Consider the following 16362-nt stretch of genomic DNA (forward strand, 5'->3'; position numbering starts at 1 on the left):
CGGCGCATGATCGCCGCCACCCATTCTCCGGCGCGCCTCCCGTGGCTGGCCGCGCTGGCGGCGGCTATCCTGCAAGCTGCGCCCGCGCAAGCCGCGGATGCGGCCGATGCCCGGTATGATGTCTTTACCGAGCTGCCGCCGCCGCCCCGGCACACCGACCCGGACGCCGAGCAGCAGCTCGAACTGGAACTCGTCGTCAATGGACTGGCGAGCGGCGTGATCGCCTCGGTGACCCGGCAGGGCGGACGGTTCCAGCTTCGCGCGCAGGATCTGCGGCAAGCGGGCCTGCTGCTGGACACGGCCGAGGACAGCCTGTTTATCGACAGTCTGGAAGGCGTGAGCGCCGATTACGACGCCCCGCGCCAGCAGTTGCACCTCACCGTTTCCCCGGAACGCCTCCCCGCCCAGCATCTGGGCGGCAGCGCGGAGGCATTCGCCCCGGCGCAGCAGGATACCGGCGCACTGCTCAATTACGACCTCTATGTCAGCGGCGGCGAAAGGGCGGCGTTCCGGGCCTCGCTCTGGCACGAAGCCCGGCTGTTCGGCCCCTTCGGCCTGTTTTCCACCACCGGCGCGCTGCGCTCGAATGCAGGGCGGGCCTACGTCCGCTTCGATACGATCTGGCGCTGGTCGGACGAACGCAGCATGACGACCATGGAAGCCGGCGACATCATCACCCGGACCCTGCCCTGGGCGCCCGCGATCCGGCTGGGCGGCGCGCAGGTCTCGCGCGATTTCTCGGTGCGGCCGGATATCGTCACGTACCCGCTGCCCGAATTTGCCGGGAGCGCGGCGCTGCCTTCCACGGTGGAACTGGTCGTCAACGGCCAGCGGATCGCGGGGAGCCAGGTTCGCCCCGGTCCTTTCGCGCTCGACACGCTGCCGCCGATCAGCGGCTACGGCGAGGCCAATCTCATCGTTACCGACATGCATGGGCGCAGCGTGGCAACGGCGCTGCCGTTCTATGTCAGCAGCATCCTGCTGCGCCCCGGCCTTGCCGACTATTCCGTGGCGGCAGGGGCCTTTCGCCGCAACTACGGCACCGCGAACTTCGATTATGGCCGCTTGCCGCAAGCGCCTCCCTGCGCCGGGGGATGACCTCCGGCCTCACGCTTGAGGCACGCGCGGAAGCCACGGGAACGATGCGCCTGCTGGGGGCCGGCGCCGTTTTCCGGCTGGGCAATCTCGGCATCGTCAGCACCGCCTATGCCCGCAGCTTTCACAAGGGGCGCCAGGGCGGGCAACTGACTCTCGGCTACGAGTATCAGGCCAGGACCTTCTCCCTCGGCCTGCGCCACAGCCGACAGGACCGCCACTACGCCGATCTCGGAGTGCTGGACAGGAACGGCCGGCAGAACCGTCCGGAATGTCTTTCCGAACCTCCTGCCGAAAGCTGCGCGGGCAACCGGGAGCGATCGACCGCCGCCACCGCCAGCATCGCCATCGGCAGCGCCAGCACCCTGGGCATCGGCTACTTCGACATCCGGCGATCCGGCACCGCCGATGCCCGGCTGGCGAACCTGAGCTGGGCGCTGCCGCTGGTGGGAGAAAGCCGGATCAATGCCTCGATCTCCCGCGATTTCGCGGAACGCGGATGGTCGGGCGCGATTACGCTCACCATCCCGCTGGGTGGCGGCAACCTCGGCACCGGCGTCTCGCGGGACAATGCCGGGCGCAGCGGATTGCGGGCGGACTATTCGCGCGCCGTGCCGTCCGATGGCGGCCTGGGCTGGAGCGCCAGCGCCTTCAGCGAGGGCGGCGGAAGACCCTACCTCAGGGGCGACGTGCTCTGGCGGGCCCAGCCCGTCCAGCTTCGTGCGGGCGCCTATGGACGGGACGAGGTGACCGGATGGTTCGGCGCCAGCGGCTCGCTGGTCTTCATGGACGGCTCGCTCTTCGCGGCGAACCGGGTATCCGATGCCTTCGCGGTCGTCAGTACCGACGGCGAGGCGGGCATCCCGGTGCGCTACGAAAACCAGCTCATCGGCAGGACCGGTTCCGGCGGCAAGCTGCTGGTCCCCTCGGCCAGTGCCTATTACCCCGCGCATTACGACATCGACACCCTGTCGCTGTCGCCCAACGTGAAAGCCGATACCGTGAGCCGCCGCGTGGCCATCGCCGCCGGCAGCGGCCACGTCATCCGTTTTCCGATCGAGAGGGCGATCGCCGTCCGCGCGACGATCGCGGACACGCGGGGCGAGCCGCTGCCCGCCGGAACCCCGATTACGGTCAACCGCAAGGACAGGGCCTATGTCGGCTGGGACGGAATGCTGTTCATCGACGACGCCTCCCCCGAGACCGGCCTGGAAGCGATCCTGCCTGACGGCACACGCTGCCATGCGGCGTTTTCCGTGCCTGCGGAAGCTGAAGAGATCATCGATGCGGGAACGCTGACATGCCGTTCCTGAAGCGCCTGCCTTGCGGCATCGCCGCCACGCTGGCCGCCTGGTCGATGATGCCGGGCACCGCCGGAGCTGCACGCTTTCGGCAACGAGCACCAACCTCGGCAGCCTGAGTTCCTACACTGTCGCCAATACCGCGCAGGCGGGGAGCGGATCGGCCGGGCTGCAGTGCGACATTCTCCTCGCGGCGCTGACCACGCATTATGTCGGCCTTCAGGTGGATGCCTCGACCTTCCGGCTCACCGGTCCGAGCGGACAGACCATCCCCTTCACCGCCGCGCTGAGCGCGAACGGAGCCGCCCTTGCTATCGGCAGCTTCCAGAACCTGTCCTCGCTCAGCATCGTCAGCCTTTTTGCGGGCACGAACAACTCCATCCCCCTCTATTTCCGCACGACCGCGACATCCGGCCTCCGGGCGGGACGCTACACCGGCTTCCTCGACTTGCGCTGGTTCTACTCGGTATGCTCGCTCGGGGCCGCCGTATGCCTCAGCTACTCGTCCAGTCCGGGCTTCGTCCGTCCGGGGCTTGGCGTCGCGCTCAACTGGGGAGCGGGCAGCACGGTTCGCGTCAACGTGGAACTCACCGTCCTGAACGATTGCATCATTACCGCTCCGGCCGCCAGCTTCGGCTCGGCGCCGCTGGTCGCAGCTTCAACCCCATCACCCGGACCATCCTGATCCGGTGCAGCGCGGGAGCGAGCTATACGGTGGGCCTCAACGACGGCAACAATGCCGACGGCACCGTCCGCCGGATGCGCAAGATCGACAATTCCAGCAACTACCTGCGCTACGAGATATACAAGTCGGCCTCCTCCACCGAGCGCTGGGGATCGGTGGACAGCGCCCGGCGCAGCAGTACCACTGCCGACACCAACCAGGGCATATACGATTCCGTCACGACCCAGAGCTATACCTACAGGGCCGCAGTTCTGCCCGGCCAGATCACGCCTGCCGCCGGGGACTACAGCGACACGATCCGCATAGATGTCGCCTTTTGAACGGGTTAGGCAGGGCGGGCAAATTCGGCAGGGCGAGCCGCGATTGCGACGAGGGCGGGAACCATCGCGCGCGCTCCGGCGCTGGTCCTGCGGGAAATCAGGCAAAGGGGACACGCATGAGCGAACATGCGCGCGGCCACTTACCAGTCGCACCGGAAGAAGCGCAGCTCGACACGCTGGTGGGGCGAGTGGAAAATCTCATCGCGATGCTGGAAAACATCGCGATAGAGCAATGGCGTGCACGGCGCCAACTGCGGCATTCGTCGGAAACCGCCCTGCCGCCAGCCTCAACCCCGCCCCTTTCTCCGCCGGAAGAGGCCCGCGCCGCGCTTGCCCGGGACCGCATAAGGCAACGCCGCGCGCGCGAGAACTGCTTCGGCGCCGAATTCTTCTCGGACCCGTGCTGGGACATCATGCTGGATCTTTACGCCGCCCATTACGAAGGCGAACCGGTCTCGATCTCGAGCCTCTGCATCGCCGCATCGGCTCCTGCGACCACGGCCACGCGCTGGATCGACCGGATGACCGAAAAGGGCCTGCTCACGCGTTCGAAGGACCCGGCCGACGGGCGGCGAATCTATATTCACCTCAGCAAGGATACCCGCCTCAAGCTCGATGCCTACTTCGAGGCACTCCAGCAGAATTGACGGGCATGGCCGCCTCCCCCCGCCCAACCTGATGCCGACCTATCCCTTGCAGGCCGCCGCCATCGTGCGCAGTTCCGCCTCACTCAGGCCGCGGTCGCGCAGGGCGCAGGGCCTGCCCGTCTCGTCCGTCATCACGGCATAGGGCAGCCCGGCCGCCCGCCCGGCGGAAGCGCGGCGCAGGAGTTCCCAACCCTCTCGCGGCGAGATCGCCAGTTTCTGGCGACCATCGAAGCGGCGCGTCATTTCCGTGCTGCCCGCGCCCTCGTCCAGCGCGACGATCAGCAGGCGCCGGGGGCGCGCCGCAGCCTCCAGCGCCTCAAACCGGGCAAGCTCGGCAAGGCAGGGGGCGCACCACGAAGCGACGAACATCAGCACGCTATCGCGAGGCGGTTCGCCCGGCGCCGCAACAAGCGAGGCGGCGGGTACCGACCCTGCCGCAAGGGCGGGCGCGGACGCGCCTATAAGGGACAATACTGATGGAAATACGACAATTGATATCAATCGCTTAACTTGCGAAGCCATATTGGATAGCCCACTACGCACCTGAACACTTCTCCGAGGCTCCCTATGTTCGGTATTATTGGCCAATCCCTGCTTTTGGCAACAGCGCAGGCCGCGGCTCCCGCCGCAGCGGCTCCCGCTTCGGCGCCCGCCACGCTCCAGCAGCAGTTCGATGCCGCCAGCGACGCGGCACAGGATGGCAAATGCAGCGACGCGATTACCGCATTCGAAGCGCTGGAACACAATCCCGCCGCCATGAAGTCCCCGGTCGTGCGCGGCGCGATCGGCGTGCGCAAGGGCAACTGCCTGGTGAAACTGCACCGGACCGACGAGGGCGAAGCCGCGATCCGTTCGGGACTGCCGGCAATGGTCGCCGCAGGGGAAGTCTTTGTCGGCGATGTCGTGAACGCCCACATGGGGCTGGGCACCGCCGCCCGCGACCGGTTCGACTACGCCCGCGCGGGGGACGAATTCCGTCTGGCGCTGGCGGCGGGCGGGCCGCAGGGGCGCTTCAGGCCGTTGCTGGCGCTGTCGCAGGTTTCCATTTTCGATCCCGGCCCCGAACCGCTCGCCTATATCGACGAGGCGAGCCGGATCGCTGACGCAACGCCTTCGATCAGCAAGGATTTCCACGCGCAGCTGCTGACGCTCAAGGCCCGGATACTGCTCAATCGCGGGGAAAAGGCGGAAGGCTACGCCTTGCTCAAGGACGCGCTGAAGCTTCAGGGCGGGCTGTCGCTCAAGGTTTCGCTCAGCGATGTCGCCACCCGCTCAGACCTCGCGATCGCCGCCATGCTGCTGAACAAGCGGGACGATGCCCGGAACTATCTTGTCTATACCGGCGCCGGGCGCATGGATCAGGCGCCGTTCTCCCGTGCCGAGAACATGGATGTCCCCCTTTGCGGCTCCACCAGCGGCCTGACCCCGGCAGACTACGCCGTGGTCGAATTCAGCATCGCCGACGACGGTTCCGCCTTCGGGGTTCAGCCGATCTATTCCACCGGGGGCCGCGAAATTGCGCTGGCGTTCGCGCGTGCAGCGTCCCGCTGGTCCTGGGCCCCTGCCAAGGTGCAGGAAATCAAGCCGTTCCTGCGCTACGCCATGCGGGTCGAGATGCGCTGCACGGTCGCCGGAGCCCGCCCCCAGATCAACGAACCGCTGACCTCGCGCTTCATGCAGTGGGCTGCGCCGCTGCTGGCCGGCAGGACCCAGGGCGGAACCGACGGTGCGGTCGCCGCCCGGGCCAGCGCGCTGCTCGATCAGTCCCGCAAGGAAGGGACAGACCAGTTGACCGTCGCGCTGCTGGGCATGCTGGGCCTCAATCCGGTGACGGACACGGCTTCGGCCAACACCTACCTGCAGGAAGGCCTCGGCCTTGCCCTCAGCCGGAACATGCCGGTGGAGACTTCGAACTGGCTGCGCTTCGCCATCGCCGCGCAGCGCAATTCCGATAAACCGGCGGCTACGCGCGCCGCGCTAAGGGAACTGCTTCCGGTGGTGACGGCAACCGGCGATGCCCTGGCGATCGACACCGTGCGGCTGCAGATCGCTTCGCCCGGCTACCGCCTGAGCGCCCCCGTGGACGCGCCCACCCTGCGCGAAGCGGTGATCGCCGATCCCGCCCTGCCTCGCGACCATCCGCTCAAGATCAACGCGCTCCTGCAAAGCGCATCATGGGCCGCGCAGAACAGGGACTTCTCGCAGGCCCAGCAGATCTTCCAGCAGACCGGCCTCAGCACCGAGCAATGCGCCTTCATCGGCGCGCGCCCGCCATTCGCAGGACCGGCGTAAGCTCCACCGACTATCCGATGGAAGCCGCGCGCATGGGCTTCGAAGGCTGGACCCGCGTGGAGTTCGATGTCGATTCCGCCGGTCGCACCCGCCAGCAGCGGGCGCTGATCTCCTACCCTCCGTTCGTCTTTTCCGATGCGGCATCGGCCATGGCCAAGGACTTCGTCTACGAAAGCAGCTACCGCCCCGGCGGCGACACGGCCTGCGCGGGCGCGCGCAGAACATCGCCTTCCGGATGAACTAGGCGTCGCGGATTCAAGCGTCTTCCAGAATCGAGCGGAAGAGCCCGGGATCGACGTTAGAGCCGGACATGACGATGACCGTGGCTCCCGGCGCGGGCGGCGCGCGGCCTGAAAGGGCCGCCGCCAGTGCCACGGCGCCGCCCGGTTCGACGACGAGCTTCGTCTTCTCGAACGCGAAGCGCATCGCCTCGCGCACTTCCCCGTCGCTCACCGCAAGGCCGCCGGAAAGCAGCGCGCGGTTGATCGGGAAGGTCAATTCGCCCGGGCTCGGCGCCAGCAATGCATCGCAGATCGAGCGCGCGCCCGAAGGAACGGATTCGCGGTGGCCACTGGCCAGCGATCGGGCCGTATCATCGAACGCCTCGGGCTCCACGCTGTAGATTTCGACCTGCGGAGCCGAGGCCTTGATTGCCGTGGCGATCCCGGCGACCAGCCCGCCCCCGCCGCAGCAGACGAGCACCCGGCCGATCTCGGCCCTCGCTTCCCCGGCCTGTTCAAGGATCTCCAGCCCGGCGGTTCCCTGCCCGGCGATCACGAAGGGATCGTCGAACGACGGCACGAGAACCGCGCCCCGCGCGTTCGCCAGAGCCGTGGCGATCTCTTCCCGCGACTGGGTGTAGCGGTCGTAGGGAACGATCTGCGCGCCCAGCGCCCGCGTGTTGGCGACCTTGATGGCCGGGGCATCGGCGGGCATGACGATCGTTGCCGGGATGCCAAGCAGGCGCGCCGCCGCCGCTACGCCCTGGGCATGGTTGCCGGAAGACCACGCGACGACCCCTGCGGCCCTGCGCTCGGCAGCGATACGGGACAGCCGGTTGTAGGCTCCGCGAAACTTGAAGGAACCGGTGTGCTGCGCACCTTCGAACTTCACCAGCGCGCGGTGGCCGAGGCGTTCGTTCAGCGGCGCGAATTCCAGCAGCGGCGTGCGCACCGCCGCGCCGCGAATGCGGTCTGCCGCGTCGATGACGTCTGCGATGGAGATGGCGCGTTCAGGCATGGTGGCTCCCCGGATTCCGGTTTTCGAAAGCAGCCACGAGGTGCCGCGCGATGACAAGGTCCTGCAGCGAGATGCCGGAACTGTCGAAGACGGTTATCTCTTCCGCCGACCGGCGCCCCGGAGCGCGGCCCGAAAGGACATCGCCGATCGCCGCGATGCGCGCCCGGTCGCCGCGGTAATGCTGGAACTCGCCGATGGTCACGGCTTGCGCGGGCAGGTCGCAGAACAGGCGCGCCCGCGCGAACAGGGACGGCGGCAGTTCCTGCTTGCCCGCCGCATCGGACCCCATGCTGACGACATGGGTGCCCGGCCCGATCCATTCGGCATCGAACAGCGGCGCACGCGCCGGCGTGGCAGTGACCACGATATCGGCCGCTTCGCAGGCCTCGCGCGCGCCGGAAAGCTCGGCCCGAAGCCCGTGTTCGCCAAGCCGGGCGGCAAATGCGGCCCCCTTGGCATCGTCGCGCGCGACCACGAGGATCTTGCGGATCGGCCGCACGCCCGCAAGCGCAAGGCATTCATGCAGTGCCTGATGCCCGGCCCCGAACAGGGCGAGCACCCCGGCATCCTCTCGTGCCAGCGCTTCGGCGGCAACGGCGTTCACGGCGGCGGTCCGCCAGGCATTGACCTGCCCCGCCTCGATCACCCATTCGACACGGCCAAGGCTCTGGTCGATCAGCAGGATCGTCGAATTATGGCGCGGCAGCCCGCGCGCGGCGTTGCCCGGCCAGAACGAACCGACCTTGAGCCCCGCCAGATCGCCCGCAACCCCCGCCTTTATCGAAAACCTGTCGGCAGGCACGGTGCCATGCGCCAGCACGGCGGGGAAAACGATGCCTTGCGGGCTCGCCGCAAGGACCAGAGCCTCCCGCGCCGCCGCCCGCGCCATTTCGGGCGTGACCAGCGCGGCGGATTGTTCTTCGGAGATGAACTTCATGCAGACCTCGTTACCAGCCGCGAAAACGCGGCCAGGTCCGAAGACCGGCAGCGCCGCGCGGGATGACGGTATAGGCGTCGAACTGGGCCGCCGTGGAGCAGGCGTGATTGGGCAATATGCGCAGCCGCGTGCCCACGGGACATTCCGGCAGGACACCGCCGCTGCCCGGCCTCGGGGCGATGATCCCGTGTTCCTGGTTGGCCTGAATGACGATCAGGTCCGCCAGCGGCGTGCCTTCGGCATCGCAGACCAACCCGTAGCCCTGATCCACGGCCTGCCCCTGCGTGCCGCGATCGCGTGACAGCGCCATCCATCCGGCGTCCACGATGATCCAGCCCTTGTCCCGCTGATGTCCGATTACGGTGGTGAGCACCGAAAGCGCGATGTCCTGCACCGAGCAGACGCCGATCCCTGCCATCACCAGATCGAAGAAGACATAGACCCCGGCCCGTACTTCGGTAACGCCAGCAAGGTCGCGCGCGAAATGTGCCGTCGGTGTCGAGCCGACGCTGACCACGGGACACGGCAGGCCTGCATGCCTGAGGTTCTCCGCCGCTTCGACCGCGGCGGCACGTTCCCGTTCCGCGAAAGCCTCCAGCGCCGGTCCGCCGCTGGCACCGTAGCTTTCGCCTGCATGGGTCATCACGCCGCGCAGCACCGCGCCCCCGTCCACCAGGATGCGCCCGATCGCCGGGATGCGTTCGTCATCCGGGACCAGGCCGGAGCGGTGCCCGTCGCAGTCGATCTCGAGCAGGACGGGGATCGGCGCGTCGGCGCCAGCGGCGACCACTGCGCGCGCCTGCTCCACGGAATCGAGGACCACCGTCAGGTCGCAGCCCGCCGCGCGCAGGGCCTGCACCCTCTCCAGCCGCTGCGGCGCGATCCCCACCGCGTAGAGGATATCGCCAACCCCCGCCGCGAACAGTTCCGACGCTTCCTTCAGGGTGGAAACGGTGGCCGGACCGCAGCCACCGTCAAGCTGGCGCCGGGCAACGTCGATGGACTTGGCGGTCTTCATGTGCGGACGCAGCGTCACGCCAAGCGGAGCCAGATGGCGCCGAAGGCGGTCGATGTTCTGCTGCATCCTCGTTTCGTCGAGGATCAGGCAAGGCGTCTCGCAATCGGCGAGAATATCGCGGGATCGAAGGGTGTCGGCAGGCATCAGCATCTCCATGGCCCAACCTGTATATACAGATAATGACCTGCTGTCTAGGCAGCCGCGCCTGTGCTAAGGCGCGGGGCATGACGACCAGACCCGCCGCCCCCGGCCTGCGCGAGAGCATCGACCGCCACATCATCGCCCGCATCACTTCGGGCGAATGGAGCGCCGGGGATCGCATCCCTTCGGAAAGCGGGTTCATGGAAATGTTCGGCGCAGCCGGATGACCGTGCATCACGCCCTGCGCGATCTCACCGCGCGCGGCTTTCTCGTGCGGCACGCGGGCTCCGGCACTTTCGTTGCCCCGCCGCGACCCTATGTCGCGGAGTACGCCCATCTCGACATCATCGAGGAAATCGCGGCGCGCGGCGCCCGTCACCGCGCGCAAGTGCTGAAGCGGGAGCTTGCGCCGGCCGGCACCGAGCAGGCCCGCGCGTTCGAACGCGGCGAGGGGGACATGCTGTTCCACGCCGTGATCCTGCATTTCGAGGATGACGTCCCGCTGGAACTGGAAGATCGCCTGATCGCCCCCGAAGCCCTGCCGGACTGCATGGCCGTGGACCTGGGAAGCCAGACGCTGTTCTCGCGCCTGATGCTGATGCGCCCTTACCGCGAAGGCAGCGAGGAAGTCCGCGCGGTGCTGCCACGCCCGGGGAACAGCGGCTGATGGCGATCGCGCCGCATGTCCCCTGCCTTGAGATCACCCGGCGCACATGGTCGGCCGAAGGCGTGGTGACGGCGGCGAGAATGCTGCGCGGGGGCGACCGGGGCACCATGCACGGCCGCATCCGGTCGATGCCCGCCGCCTGACCCCGGCGCCGATCTTCAGAACTTCACGCCCAGCCGTGCATAATAGAAGCCGCCGCTGAGGCCGAACGGCGCGAAATTGCCGTAGAGCCCCGAACCATCGGCCGCGACCGCGCCGTTCCTGTCGGGGTAGAGGTCGAAGAGGTTGTTGGCGCCCACGGCGATGTCGAAGTTGTCCGTAAGCTGGTAGCCGATCTCGGCATCGGTCACCCATTTCGCGCCGAACGTGCGATCGGAAGCGGCGACATTGCTGGATTCGGTATATTGGCCATAGCGCGTCACCCGCACCAGTGCGCGCAGCTTGTCGAGCGACCAGTTGCTGGACAGCACCACCTTGCTGCGCGGCAGCGCCGCCACGAGGTCGCGCTGGGCCTGACGGCCGAACAGGGTGACGTTGATGGTGCTGAGTTCATCGGGATTGTCGATGACGTGAAGGATCTTCGTGCGGTTGTAGCTATAGGCCGCATTGAGGCGGAAGGTGCCCACTGACGCGGTATCCAGCGTATATTCGCCCACCACGTCCACGCCGCGCGTGCGGGTGTCGATGGCGTTGGTGAAGAACTGGGCGCTGTCCACGTCGTCGATCCCGTTGGCGACGAGGATATCCTTGATCGCCGCCCCGCCGTTCGATGCGGTCCCCAGGAATTCGGTCTTCACGATGCGGTCGTCGATGCGGATCTGGTAGGCATCCACGGTCAGCCGGAAAGGCCCGGTTTCATAAGTGACGCCCGCCGTGAAGTTGAGCGACTTCTCCGGCTTCAGCGGCTTCGCGCCCAGCGCGATGGCCGCCGCGCTGTTGACCGGCAGGAACTTGGAGACCGTGGAGACACGCTCGTCGCCGATCACGGTAACGGTGTTCTGCGTGGTCGAGAACGCGGTCTGCGCCAGCGAGGGTGCGCGGAAGCCGGTATTGACGCCGCCGCGCAGGGCCAGCCCCTTCGCCAGTTCCACGCGGGTCGAGGCCTTGGCGCTGAAGGTGTTGCCCGCGCTGTCGGAATAATGCTCGAACCGCCCCGCGAGGCCGAGGAACCAGCCCGGCGTGAGATCGGCGGAAATATCGACATAGGCGGCCACGTTGTTGCGGCTGATGCTCGATGCGTCGGCGGGCGAGGTACCGGTGAAGGACACCAGGCCCGGCGAGGGCGAACGGCCACCATAGAGCTGGCCGAACGGGGTATCGTCCAGTGGGATCACATAGCCGCCGTCACGGTAGGAATCCGGTTCGCCGGCAATGTTGCGGAACCACTCCCAGCGATGCTCCACCCCCAGCGACAGGCTGACCGGCCTTGCCAGCCCAAGATCCAGATCGCGGCTGATATCGAGGTTGTTGACCCAGAGGTCCTGCTTCTGGCGCCCCATGAAGAAGCTGCTCTTGCTGTCCGGGCCGAGCGAGGGGTTGAGCGTGTTTTCCGCGCCGAGCTTGACGTTGTCCCGCCCGAAGCTGCTGGAAACATCGAGCGACCAGCCCGCGAATTCGCTGCGAAGGCCAAGCGCGGCCTGGAAATCCCATTCCCAGATGCGGCGATAGGCCTGGAAGCCCGCCGGATAGAGCTGCGGCAGTACCGAGGCGCCGGAGCTGTTGGCCAGCCCGCCGTAGCCTGTCGCGGAAGCGAAGTACGCACCGCGCGCGTCCTTGATGTTCCGGTAGCTGAGCGTGGAGAACGAATAGAGCGTGGTATCGTCGCCCAGCGGCAGTTCGGCGTTGTAGCTGGTGTTGACGATCTTGTCGCGGTTGGAGCGGCCGTAACCGCCGGCGATCAGGTGGTTTGCATCTGCCTCGCGCGGGTCGGGCTGGCCGTCCACCAGGGGATAGACATAGGGCACCGGCTCCGCCGAGGAATCGGCGCGGTCGTGATACTTCGCCTCCACCGCGAACCGTGCGAACCCGCCGTCGCCAAGGCCCACGCCGTAGGACCCTGAAACTTGCGCCAGCGCGCCGCCCTTTTCGTAGAGCTGGCCGCCCGTCACCGACAGTTCGCCGCCGCGCGCCGTATTGTCGAGGATGATGTTGATGACGCCCGAGATCGCGTCCGATCCGTACTGCGCCGCCGCCCCATCGCGCAGGACCTCGATCCGGCCGACGCCGCTGGTCGGGATCAGGTCGATATCCACCGGGGTGGAGCCGCCGGAAATGCGCGAGAGGTTGTTGATGAGCGAGGTCGTGTGGCGGCGCTTGCCGTTGACGAGGACCAGCACGTAGTCACCCGAAAGGCCGCGGATCGAGATCGGCCGGACGCTGGCCGAGGTGCCGCCGCCGCCCAGCGCGGGCATGCTCAGCGAGGGGATGATATTGCCGAGGATTTCCTTGAGGCCGGTGCGGCCGGTGTTCTTCAGTTCCTGTGGACCGATGACGTCGATCGGCACCGGGCTGTCCGCCACCGAGCGCTGGATGCGCCCGCGCGCACCGGTGACGACGATGGCGGTACCGTCCGCCTCCGCAGCGGCGACTTCGGCGGCGGCATCCGCCGCCTCTTCGGCCCGCGCGGGAGAAATGGCGAGGAAAGAAACACCGGCAAGAAAACTCGATACAAAGAACTTGTTCACATCAGCCCCCGAAGTCAGAAACACGAGAGCTTCGTGCCATCTCAACTAAATTAGTTGAAATTGAATTGCCTTATCTGAACCCAAGTTTTTCTTGATTCAGGCATTCAACAGGAATGCGCCGCCGAGCGGACGCGACGACCGTACTTCGCCAAACCTGCGAAACGTATCGAGGACGACCTGCTGATCGGATATGACCTTATTATCAATCGGCACCCGCAGGCGGATATTCTTCTCTGCCGTGGCGCGGGCAATTTCGGGCGGCAGTCCGGTTTCCTTTGCCAGCACGGCGCCATAGTCGTCGACATGGCCCCTGGCCCACTCGAGCGCCTTGGCCTCGCGCCGGAGGAAATCGGACAATTGTTCGCGCTTTGCGGCGATGGCGCTTTCCGGCGCCACTTCGAAGCCATAGCCCTGCACGAAATCCCGGCCATCCACGACGATCCTGTCCCCCTCGGCCTGCGCCGCGGCGATATAGGGCATCCAGGTGGACCAGGCGTCCACCGCGCCGCTCTGCAGCGCCGCGCGGGAATCGCTGGGCGAAAGGAACACGATCTTCACGTCCTCGGGCCGGAGCCCGGAAGCGATCATCGAACGGAGCACGAGATAGTGGCCCACGCTGCCGCGCGTCGTGGCAATACGCTTGCCCTGCAGGCCCTTGCCGTCGCGCACCGGCGATCCCGCGGGCACGAGGATGGAAAGCGCGCCGTCCAGCCGGGCCTGCGTGCGCTGGGCGCCCACGGCCTTGATCGGGCTGCCAGCCTGATAGGCGAACTGGAACGGCGCATCGCCCACCAGCCCGAGATCGACGGCGCTGCTGCCCAGCGCTTCGAGCAGGTTCTGCGCCGCCGGAAATTCCGACCACTCGACCTTGTAGGACGCGCCGTCGAGCGCGCCGGAAGCCAGCATCAGCGACTTGGTGCCGCCCTTCTGGCTACCGACGCGCAGCACCCCGGCATTTGCGCCCGCGCCCCGGCCGCAAGCGGCCAGGGCGAAGGTCGTGGCAAGTCCTGCAAGCAGGTTGCGTCTGTCCAGCATCGATCAGAGGTCCGTCCAGAGCGGTTCGTCGGCGATGAGGATGCGGTGCAGTTCGCGTGGGAAATCGCCGTAGTTGCGCACCGCGAAGTGTACGTTGCGCGGTTGTCCCAGAACGCCACCGTCCCCGGCCGCCACGAGAAACGCGCCTGGAGGTCGGGCCGCTTGTACTGGAGCAGCACCTCGTCCAGCAGTTCGCGGCTTTCGGACAGTTCCAGCCCGAGGATCTGCGGCTGCTGCGAGAAGTTGACCCAGAGGATCTTCTGCCCGGTCTCGCGGTGGGTCCGCACGATCCTGTGCGCAACGATGGGGTAGTCATGCCCCGAAAGCTCCAGCGCGGGCACGAAGTTGTGCGTGACATGCCTGCCTTCGAGGCGCGCCTTGATCTCCGCCGGCAGCGTTTCATAGGCGAGATGGGCATCGACCCAGATCGTGTCCCCGCCCACTTCGGGCAGGTTCACATCGCGCAGCACCGCACCCCAGGTGGGAACGAGCCGCCAGCTCGTGTCGGTGTGATAGGCCTCGCCCGGACGCAGCTTGTAGCCGAGCTTCCTTTCATATTCCCGGTCCTCCCGCGCGGCGATGGCGTGGACTTCCTTGTTGGCCGCATCGTGGCGCGTGGTGGGATGGGTATAGAGCGGCCCGAAGTTCGCGGCAAAGGCCGCCTGCTGGGCGTCGTCGATCGACTGGTCGCGAAAGAACAGCACCTTCCACTTGAGCAGCGCGGCGCGGATCGCGCCGCGCTGCTCGTTGGGGAGGGGCTTCGAAAGGTCCACGCCCTCGACTTCGGCGCCGATGGTCGGCTGGACCGGGCGGATCACGAGGCCGGCGTTCGAAACGTCGAAAGTGGAAGCGGTACTGGCCATGGGTTTTCTCCTTTCCGTGCTGTCTGTCAGGCCGCCGTACGGCGCAGCCGCGCGGTGGTGTTGCGATTGACGGGAACGTCCAGCCCCAGCGTTTCGCGAAGGGTGTTGCCGGGGTAGTCCTGCTTGTAGATCCCGCGCGCCTGAAGGATCGGCACGACATGGTCGACAAAGACCTCAAGCTGCCCGGGCAGGGATTCGAACAGGTTGAAACCATCCGATCCGCGCTGCTCGAGCCAGAGCTGGAAGCGGTCGGCGACCTGTTCGGGCGTACCGGTGAAGTGGCTGCGCGGCGTGGCCACGCGCAGGGCGATCTCGCCAAGGGTCAACCCGCGCTCTGCCTCTTTCAGTACCTTCTCGGACGCGCTCTGGTTGCTGCGGCGCCCCTCTTCGGCGACGTGCTGCGGGAACGGGCCATCGGGATCGTAGAGGCTGAAATTGTGATCGTTGAACGAACGGCCAAGCGCCCGCAATGCGTTCTCCAGACTGACGAGACCGGCCAGTTCGCGGTGAAGACGCTCGGCTTCCTCCTCGGTCGAACCCACGATCGGGCGCCCGCCGGGAAGCACCAGAAGCTGGTCGGGATCGCGCCCGAAACCGCGCGCACGCGCCTTGACGTCGGCATAGAAGGCCTGCCCTCGGCAAGGTCTTCCTGATGGGTGAAGATTGCCTCGGCATGGCGCGCGGCGAAGTTGCGGCCGTCTTCAGAGGACCCCGCCTGGAAGATCACCGGCTGCCCCTGCGGCGAGCGCGAGATGTTGAGCGGGCCCTTTACCGACAGGAATTCACCCTTGTGGCCCAGTTCATGCAGCTTGCCGGGATCGAGGAACTGCCCGCTGGCCTTGTCGCGGACAAGGGCGCCGTCCTCCCAGCTATCCCAGAGCCCCTTCACGACATCGAGGTATTCCTCGGCCAGCCGGTAGCGCACGTCATGGTCGAGGTGCTTGTCCCGGCCGAAGTTGGCCGCGCTGCCTTCCAGCCACGAGGTAACGACGTTCCACCCGGCCCGGCCGCCGCTGATGTGATCGAGCGAGGCGAACTGGCGGGCAAGGTTGTAGGCTTCGGTATAGCTGACCGTCGCCGTGCCGACGAGGCCGATATGCTCGGTCACGGCGGCTACGGCAGAGAGGATCGTCAGCGGCTCGAAGCGGTTGAGATAGTGCGGCGATGAGCGCGCATTGATCGAAACGCTGTCGGCCACGAACAGGTAATCGAACTTGCCGCGCTCGGCGACCTGCGCCTGCCGGGTGTAGAACGAAAGGCTGGTGCTGGCATCGACCTGGGCGTCCGGGTGGCGCCAGTCGTCCCAGCCGGGGCCGACGCCGTGCAGGATGAAACCGAGTTTTAGTTGGCGTTTGCTCATGTCATTCCTCCTTCTGCGTGGGTTCAGGCTATGGGGTGCGGGGGCTGTGAACCAACGCGGATGGCTGATAGGAACGTG

17 protein-coding genes and 1 pseudogene are annotated in these 16362 nt (G+C 67.0%); 10 read left to right on the forward strand and 8 right to left on the reverse strand.

Going from position 1 to position 16362, the window contains the following annotated elements:
- Nucleotides 1–6 precede the first annotated feature (6 nt).
- From ADT71_RS10640 to ADT71_RS10660, 5 genes are all read left to right on the forward strand, one after another.
- Nucleotides 7–1098 carry a fimbria/pilus outer membrane usher protein gene (locus ADT71_RS10640; protein ID WP_054436688.1) on the forward strand — a complete coding sequence of 364 codons (1092 nt, stop codon included), beginning with the start codon at nucleotides 7–9 and terminating at the stop codon, nucleotides 1096–1098.
- The gene (locus ADT71_RS10645; RefSeq protein ID WP_054436690.1) at nucleotides 1095–2408 is read left to right on the forward strand and encodes a fimbria/pilus outer membrane usher protein; all 1314 of its coding nucleotides are present in this window, start codon (nucleotides 1095–1097) and stop codon (nucleotides 2406–2408) included. Before ADT71_RS10640 ends, ADT71_RS10645 begins: the two co-directional genes overlap by 4 nt.
- A 10-nt stretch (nucleotides 2409–2418) precedes the next feature.
- Nucleotides 2419–3081 carry a spore coat protein U domain-containing protein gene (locus ADT71_RS10650; RefSeq protein WP_054436692.1) on the forward strand — a complete coding sequence of 221 codons (663 nt, stop codon included), beginning with the start codon at nucleotides 2419–2421 and terminating at the stop codon, nucleotides 3079–3081.
- Between the two features lie 29 nt (nucleotides 3082–3110).
- Nucleotides 3111–3401: a spore coat protein U domain-containing protein gene (locus ADT71_RS30250; RefSeq protein ID WP_054436694.1), complete on the forward strand. Its 291-nt coding sequence runs from the start codon at nucleotides 3111–3113 to the stop codon at nucleotides 3399–3401.
- Nucleotides 3402–3517: 116 nt separating this feature from the next.
- On the forward strand, nucleotides 3518–4048 hold the full coding sequence (locus ADT71_RS10660) for a MarR family transcriptional regulator (protein ID WP_054436696.1): 531 nt from the start codon (nucleotides 3518–3520) through the stop codon (nucleotides 4046–4048).
- Nucleotides 4049–4087: 39 nt separating this feature from the next.
- Here the strand turns inward: ADT71_RS10660 and ADT71_RS10665 are convergent, their stop codons facing one another.
- Nucleotides 4088–4417, reverse strand: a complete 330-nt coding sequence (locus ADT71_RS10665) for a hypothetical protein (RefSeq protein ID WP_132469881.1) — start codon at nucleotides 4415–4417, stop codon at nucleotides 4088–4090.
- Between the two features lie 198 nt (nucleotides 4418–4615).
- On the opposite strand from ADT71_RS10665, the gene ADT71_RS31300 reads away from it, so the two are divergent.
- Together ADT71_RS31300 and ADT71_RS10675 are read left to right on the forward strand one after the other, a co-directional pair.
- Nucleotides 4616–6340, forward strand: a complete 1725-nt coding sequence (locus ADT71_RS31300; protein ID WP_054436700.1) for a hypothetical protein — start codon at nucleotides 4616–4618, stop codon at nucleotides 6338–6340.
- On the forward strand, nucleotides 6295–6579 hold the full coding sequence (locus ADT71_RS10675) for an energy transducer TonB (RefSeq protein ID WP_054436702.1): 285 nt from the start codon (nucleotides 6295–6297) through the stop codon (nucleotides 6577–6579). The genes ADT71_RS31300 and ADT71_RS10675 overlap by 46 nt, the downstream gene beginning before the upstream one ends.
- Before the next feature lie 16 nt (nucleotides 6580–6595).
- Here the strand turns inward: ADT71_RS10675 and ADT71_RS10680 are convergent, their stop codons facing one another.
- Genes ADT71_RS10680 through ADT71_RS10690 form a run of 3 tightly spaced genes read right to left on the reverse strand, consistent with a single transcriptional unit; the run spans nucleotide 6596 to nucleotide 9678 of the window.
- Nucleotides 6596–7579, reverse strand: coding sequence for a threonine/serine dehydratase (locus ADT71_RS10680; protein ID WP_054436704.1), 984 nt, complete (start codon nucleotides 7577–7579; stop codon nucleotides 6596–6598).
- Complete coding sequence (locus ADT71_RS10685) at nucleotides 7572–8516, reverse strand: ornithine cyclodeaminase family protein (protein ID WP_054436706.1); 945 nt, start codon at nucleotides 8514–8516, stop codon at nucleotides 7572–7574. The genes ADT71_RS10680 and ADT71_RS10685 overlap by 8 nt, the downstream gene beginning before the upstream one ends.
- A gap of 10 nt (nucleotides 8517–8526) precedes the next feature.
- Nucleotides 8527–9678, reverse strand: coding sequence for a DSD1 family PLP-dependent enzyme (locus tag ADT71_RS10690; protein WP_054436767.1), 1152 nt, complete (start codon nucleotides 9676–9678; stop codon nucleotides 8527–8529).
- 80 nt (nucleotides 9679–9758) lie between these two features.
- On the opposite strand from ADT71_RS10690, the gene ADT71_RS31305 reads away from it, so the two are divergent.
- Genes ADT71_RS31305 through ADT71_RS31310 form a run of 3 tightly spaced genes read left to right on the forward strand, consistent with a single transcriptional unit; the run spans nucleotide 9759 to nucleotide 10485 of the window.
- On the forward strand, nucleotides 9759–9902 hold the full coding sequence (locus ADT71_RS31305) for a GntR family transcriptional regulator (RefSeq protein WP_156336557.1): 144 nt from the start codon (nucleotides 9759–9761) through the stop codon (nucleotides 9900–9902).
- Entirely contained in the window at nucleotides 9899–10342 is a 444-nt protein-coding gene (locus tag ADT71_RS10695) for a UTRA domain-containing protein (RefSeq protein WP_054436708.1), read from the forward strand. The genes ADT71_RS31305 and ADT71_RS10695 overlap by 4 nt, the downstream gene beginning before the upstream one ends.
- The gene (locus ADT71_RS31310; RefSeq protein ID WP_156336559.1) at nucleotides 10342–10485 is read left to right on the forward strand and encodes a hypothetical protein; all 144 of its coding nucleotides are present in this window, start codon (nucleotides 10342–10344) and stop codon (nucleotides 10483–10485) included. The genes ADT71_RS10695 and ADT71_RS31310 overlap by 1 nt, the downstream gene beginning before the upstream one ends.
- Nucleotides 10486–10500: 15 nt before the next feature.
- Here ADT71_RS31310 and ADT71_RS10700 read toward each other — a convergent pair whose 3' ends face one another.
- The 4 genes and pseudogenes from ADT71_RS10700 to ADT71_RS10715 form a co-directional block, all read right to left on the reverse strand.
- Nucleotides 10501–13026 (reverse strand): TonB-dependent siderophore receptor, encoded by a 2526-nt coding sequence (locus ADT71_RS10700; RefSeq protein WP_054436710.1) that lies wholly within the window; start codon nucleotides 13024–13026, stop codon nucleotides 10501–10503.
- Nucleotides 13027–13122: 96 nt separating this feature from the next.
- On the reverse strand, nucleotides 13123–13974 hold the full coding sequence (locus tag ADT71_RS10705; protein WP_231635795.1) for an ABC transporter substrate-binding protein: 852 nt from the start codon (nucleotides 13972–13974) through the stop codon (nucleotides 13123–13125).
- On the reverse strand, nucleotides 13932–14924 hold the full coding sequence (locus ADT71_RS10710; protein WP_231635796.1) for a TauD/TfdA family dioxygenase: 993 nt from the start codon (nucleotides 14922–14924) through the stop codon (nucleotides 13932–13934). The genes ADT71_RS10705 and ADT71_RS10710 overlap by 43 nt, the downstream gene beginning before the upstream one ends.
- Before the next feature lie 26 nt (nucleotides 14925–14950).
- A pseudogene (locus ADT71_RS10715) lies at nucleotides 14951–16284 on the reverse strand (LLM class flavin-dependent oxidoreductase).
- Between the last annotated feature and the right edge of the window lie 78 nt (nucleotides 16285–16362).

The sequence above is a fragment of the Novosphingobium sp. ST904 genome, assembly GCF_001298105.1.
GTDB lineage: Bacteria > Pseudomonadota > Alphaproteobacteria > Sphingomonadales > Sphingomonadaceae > Novosphingobium.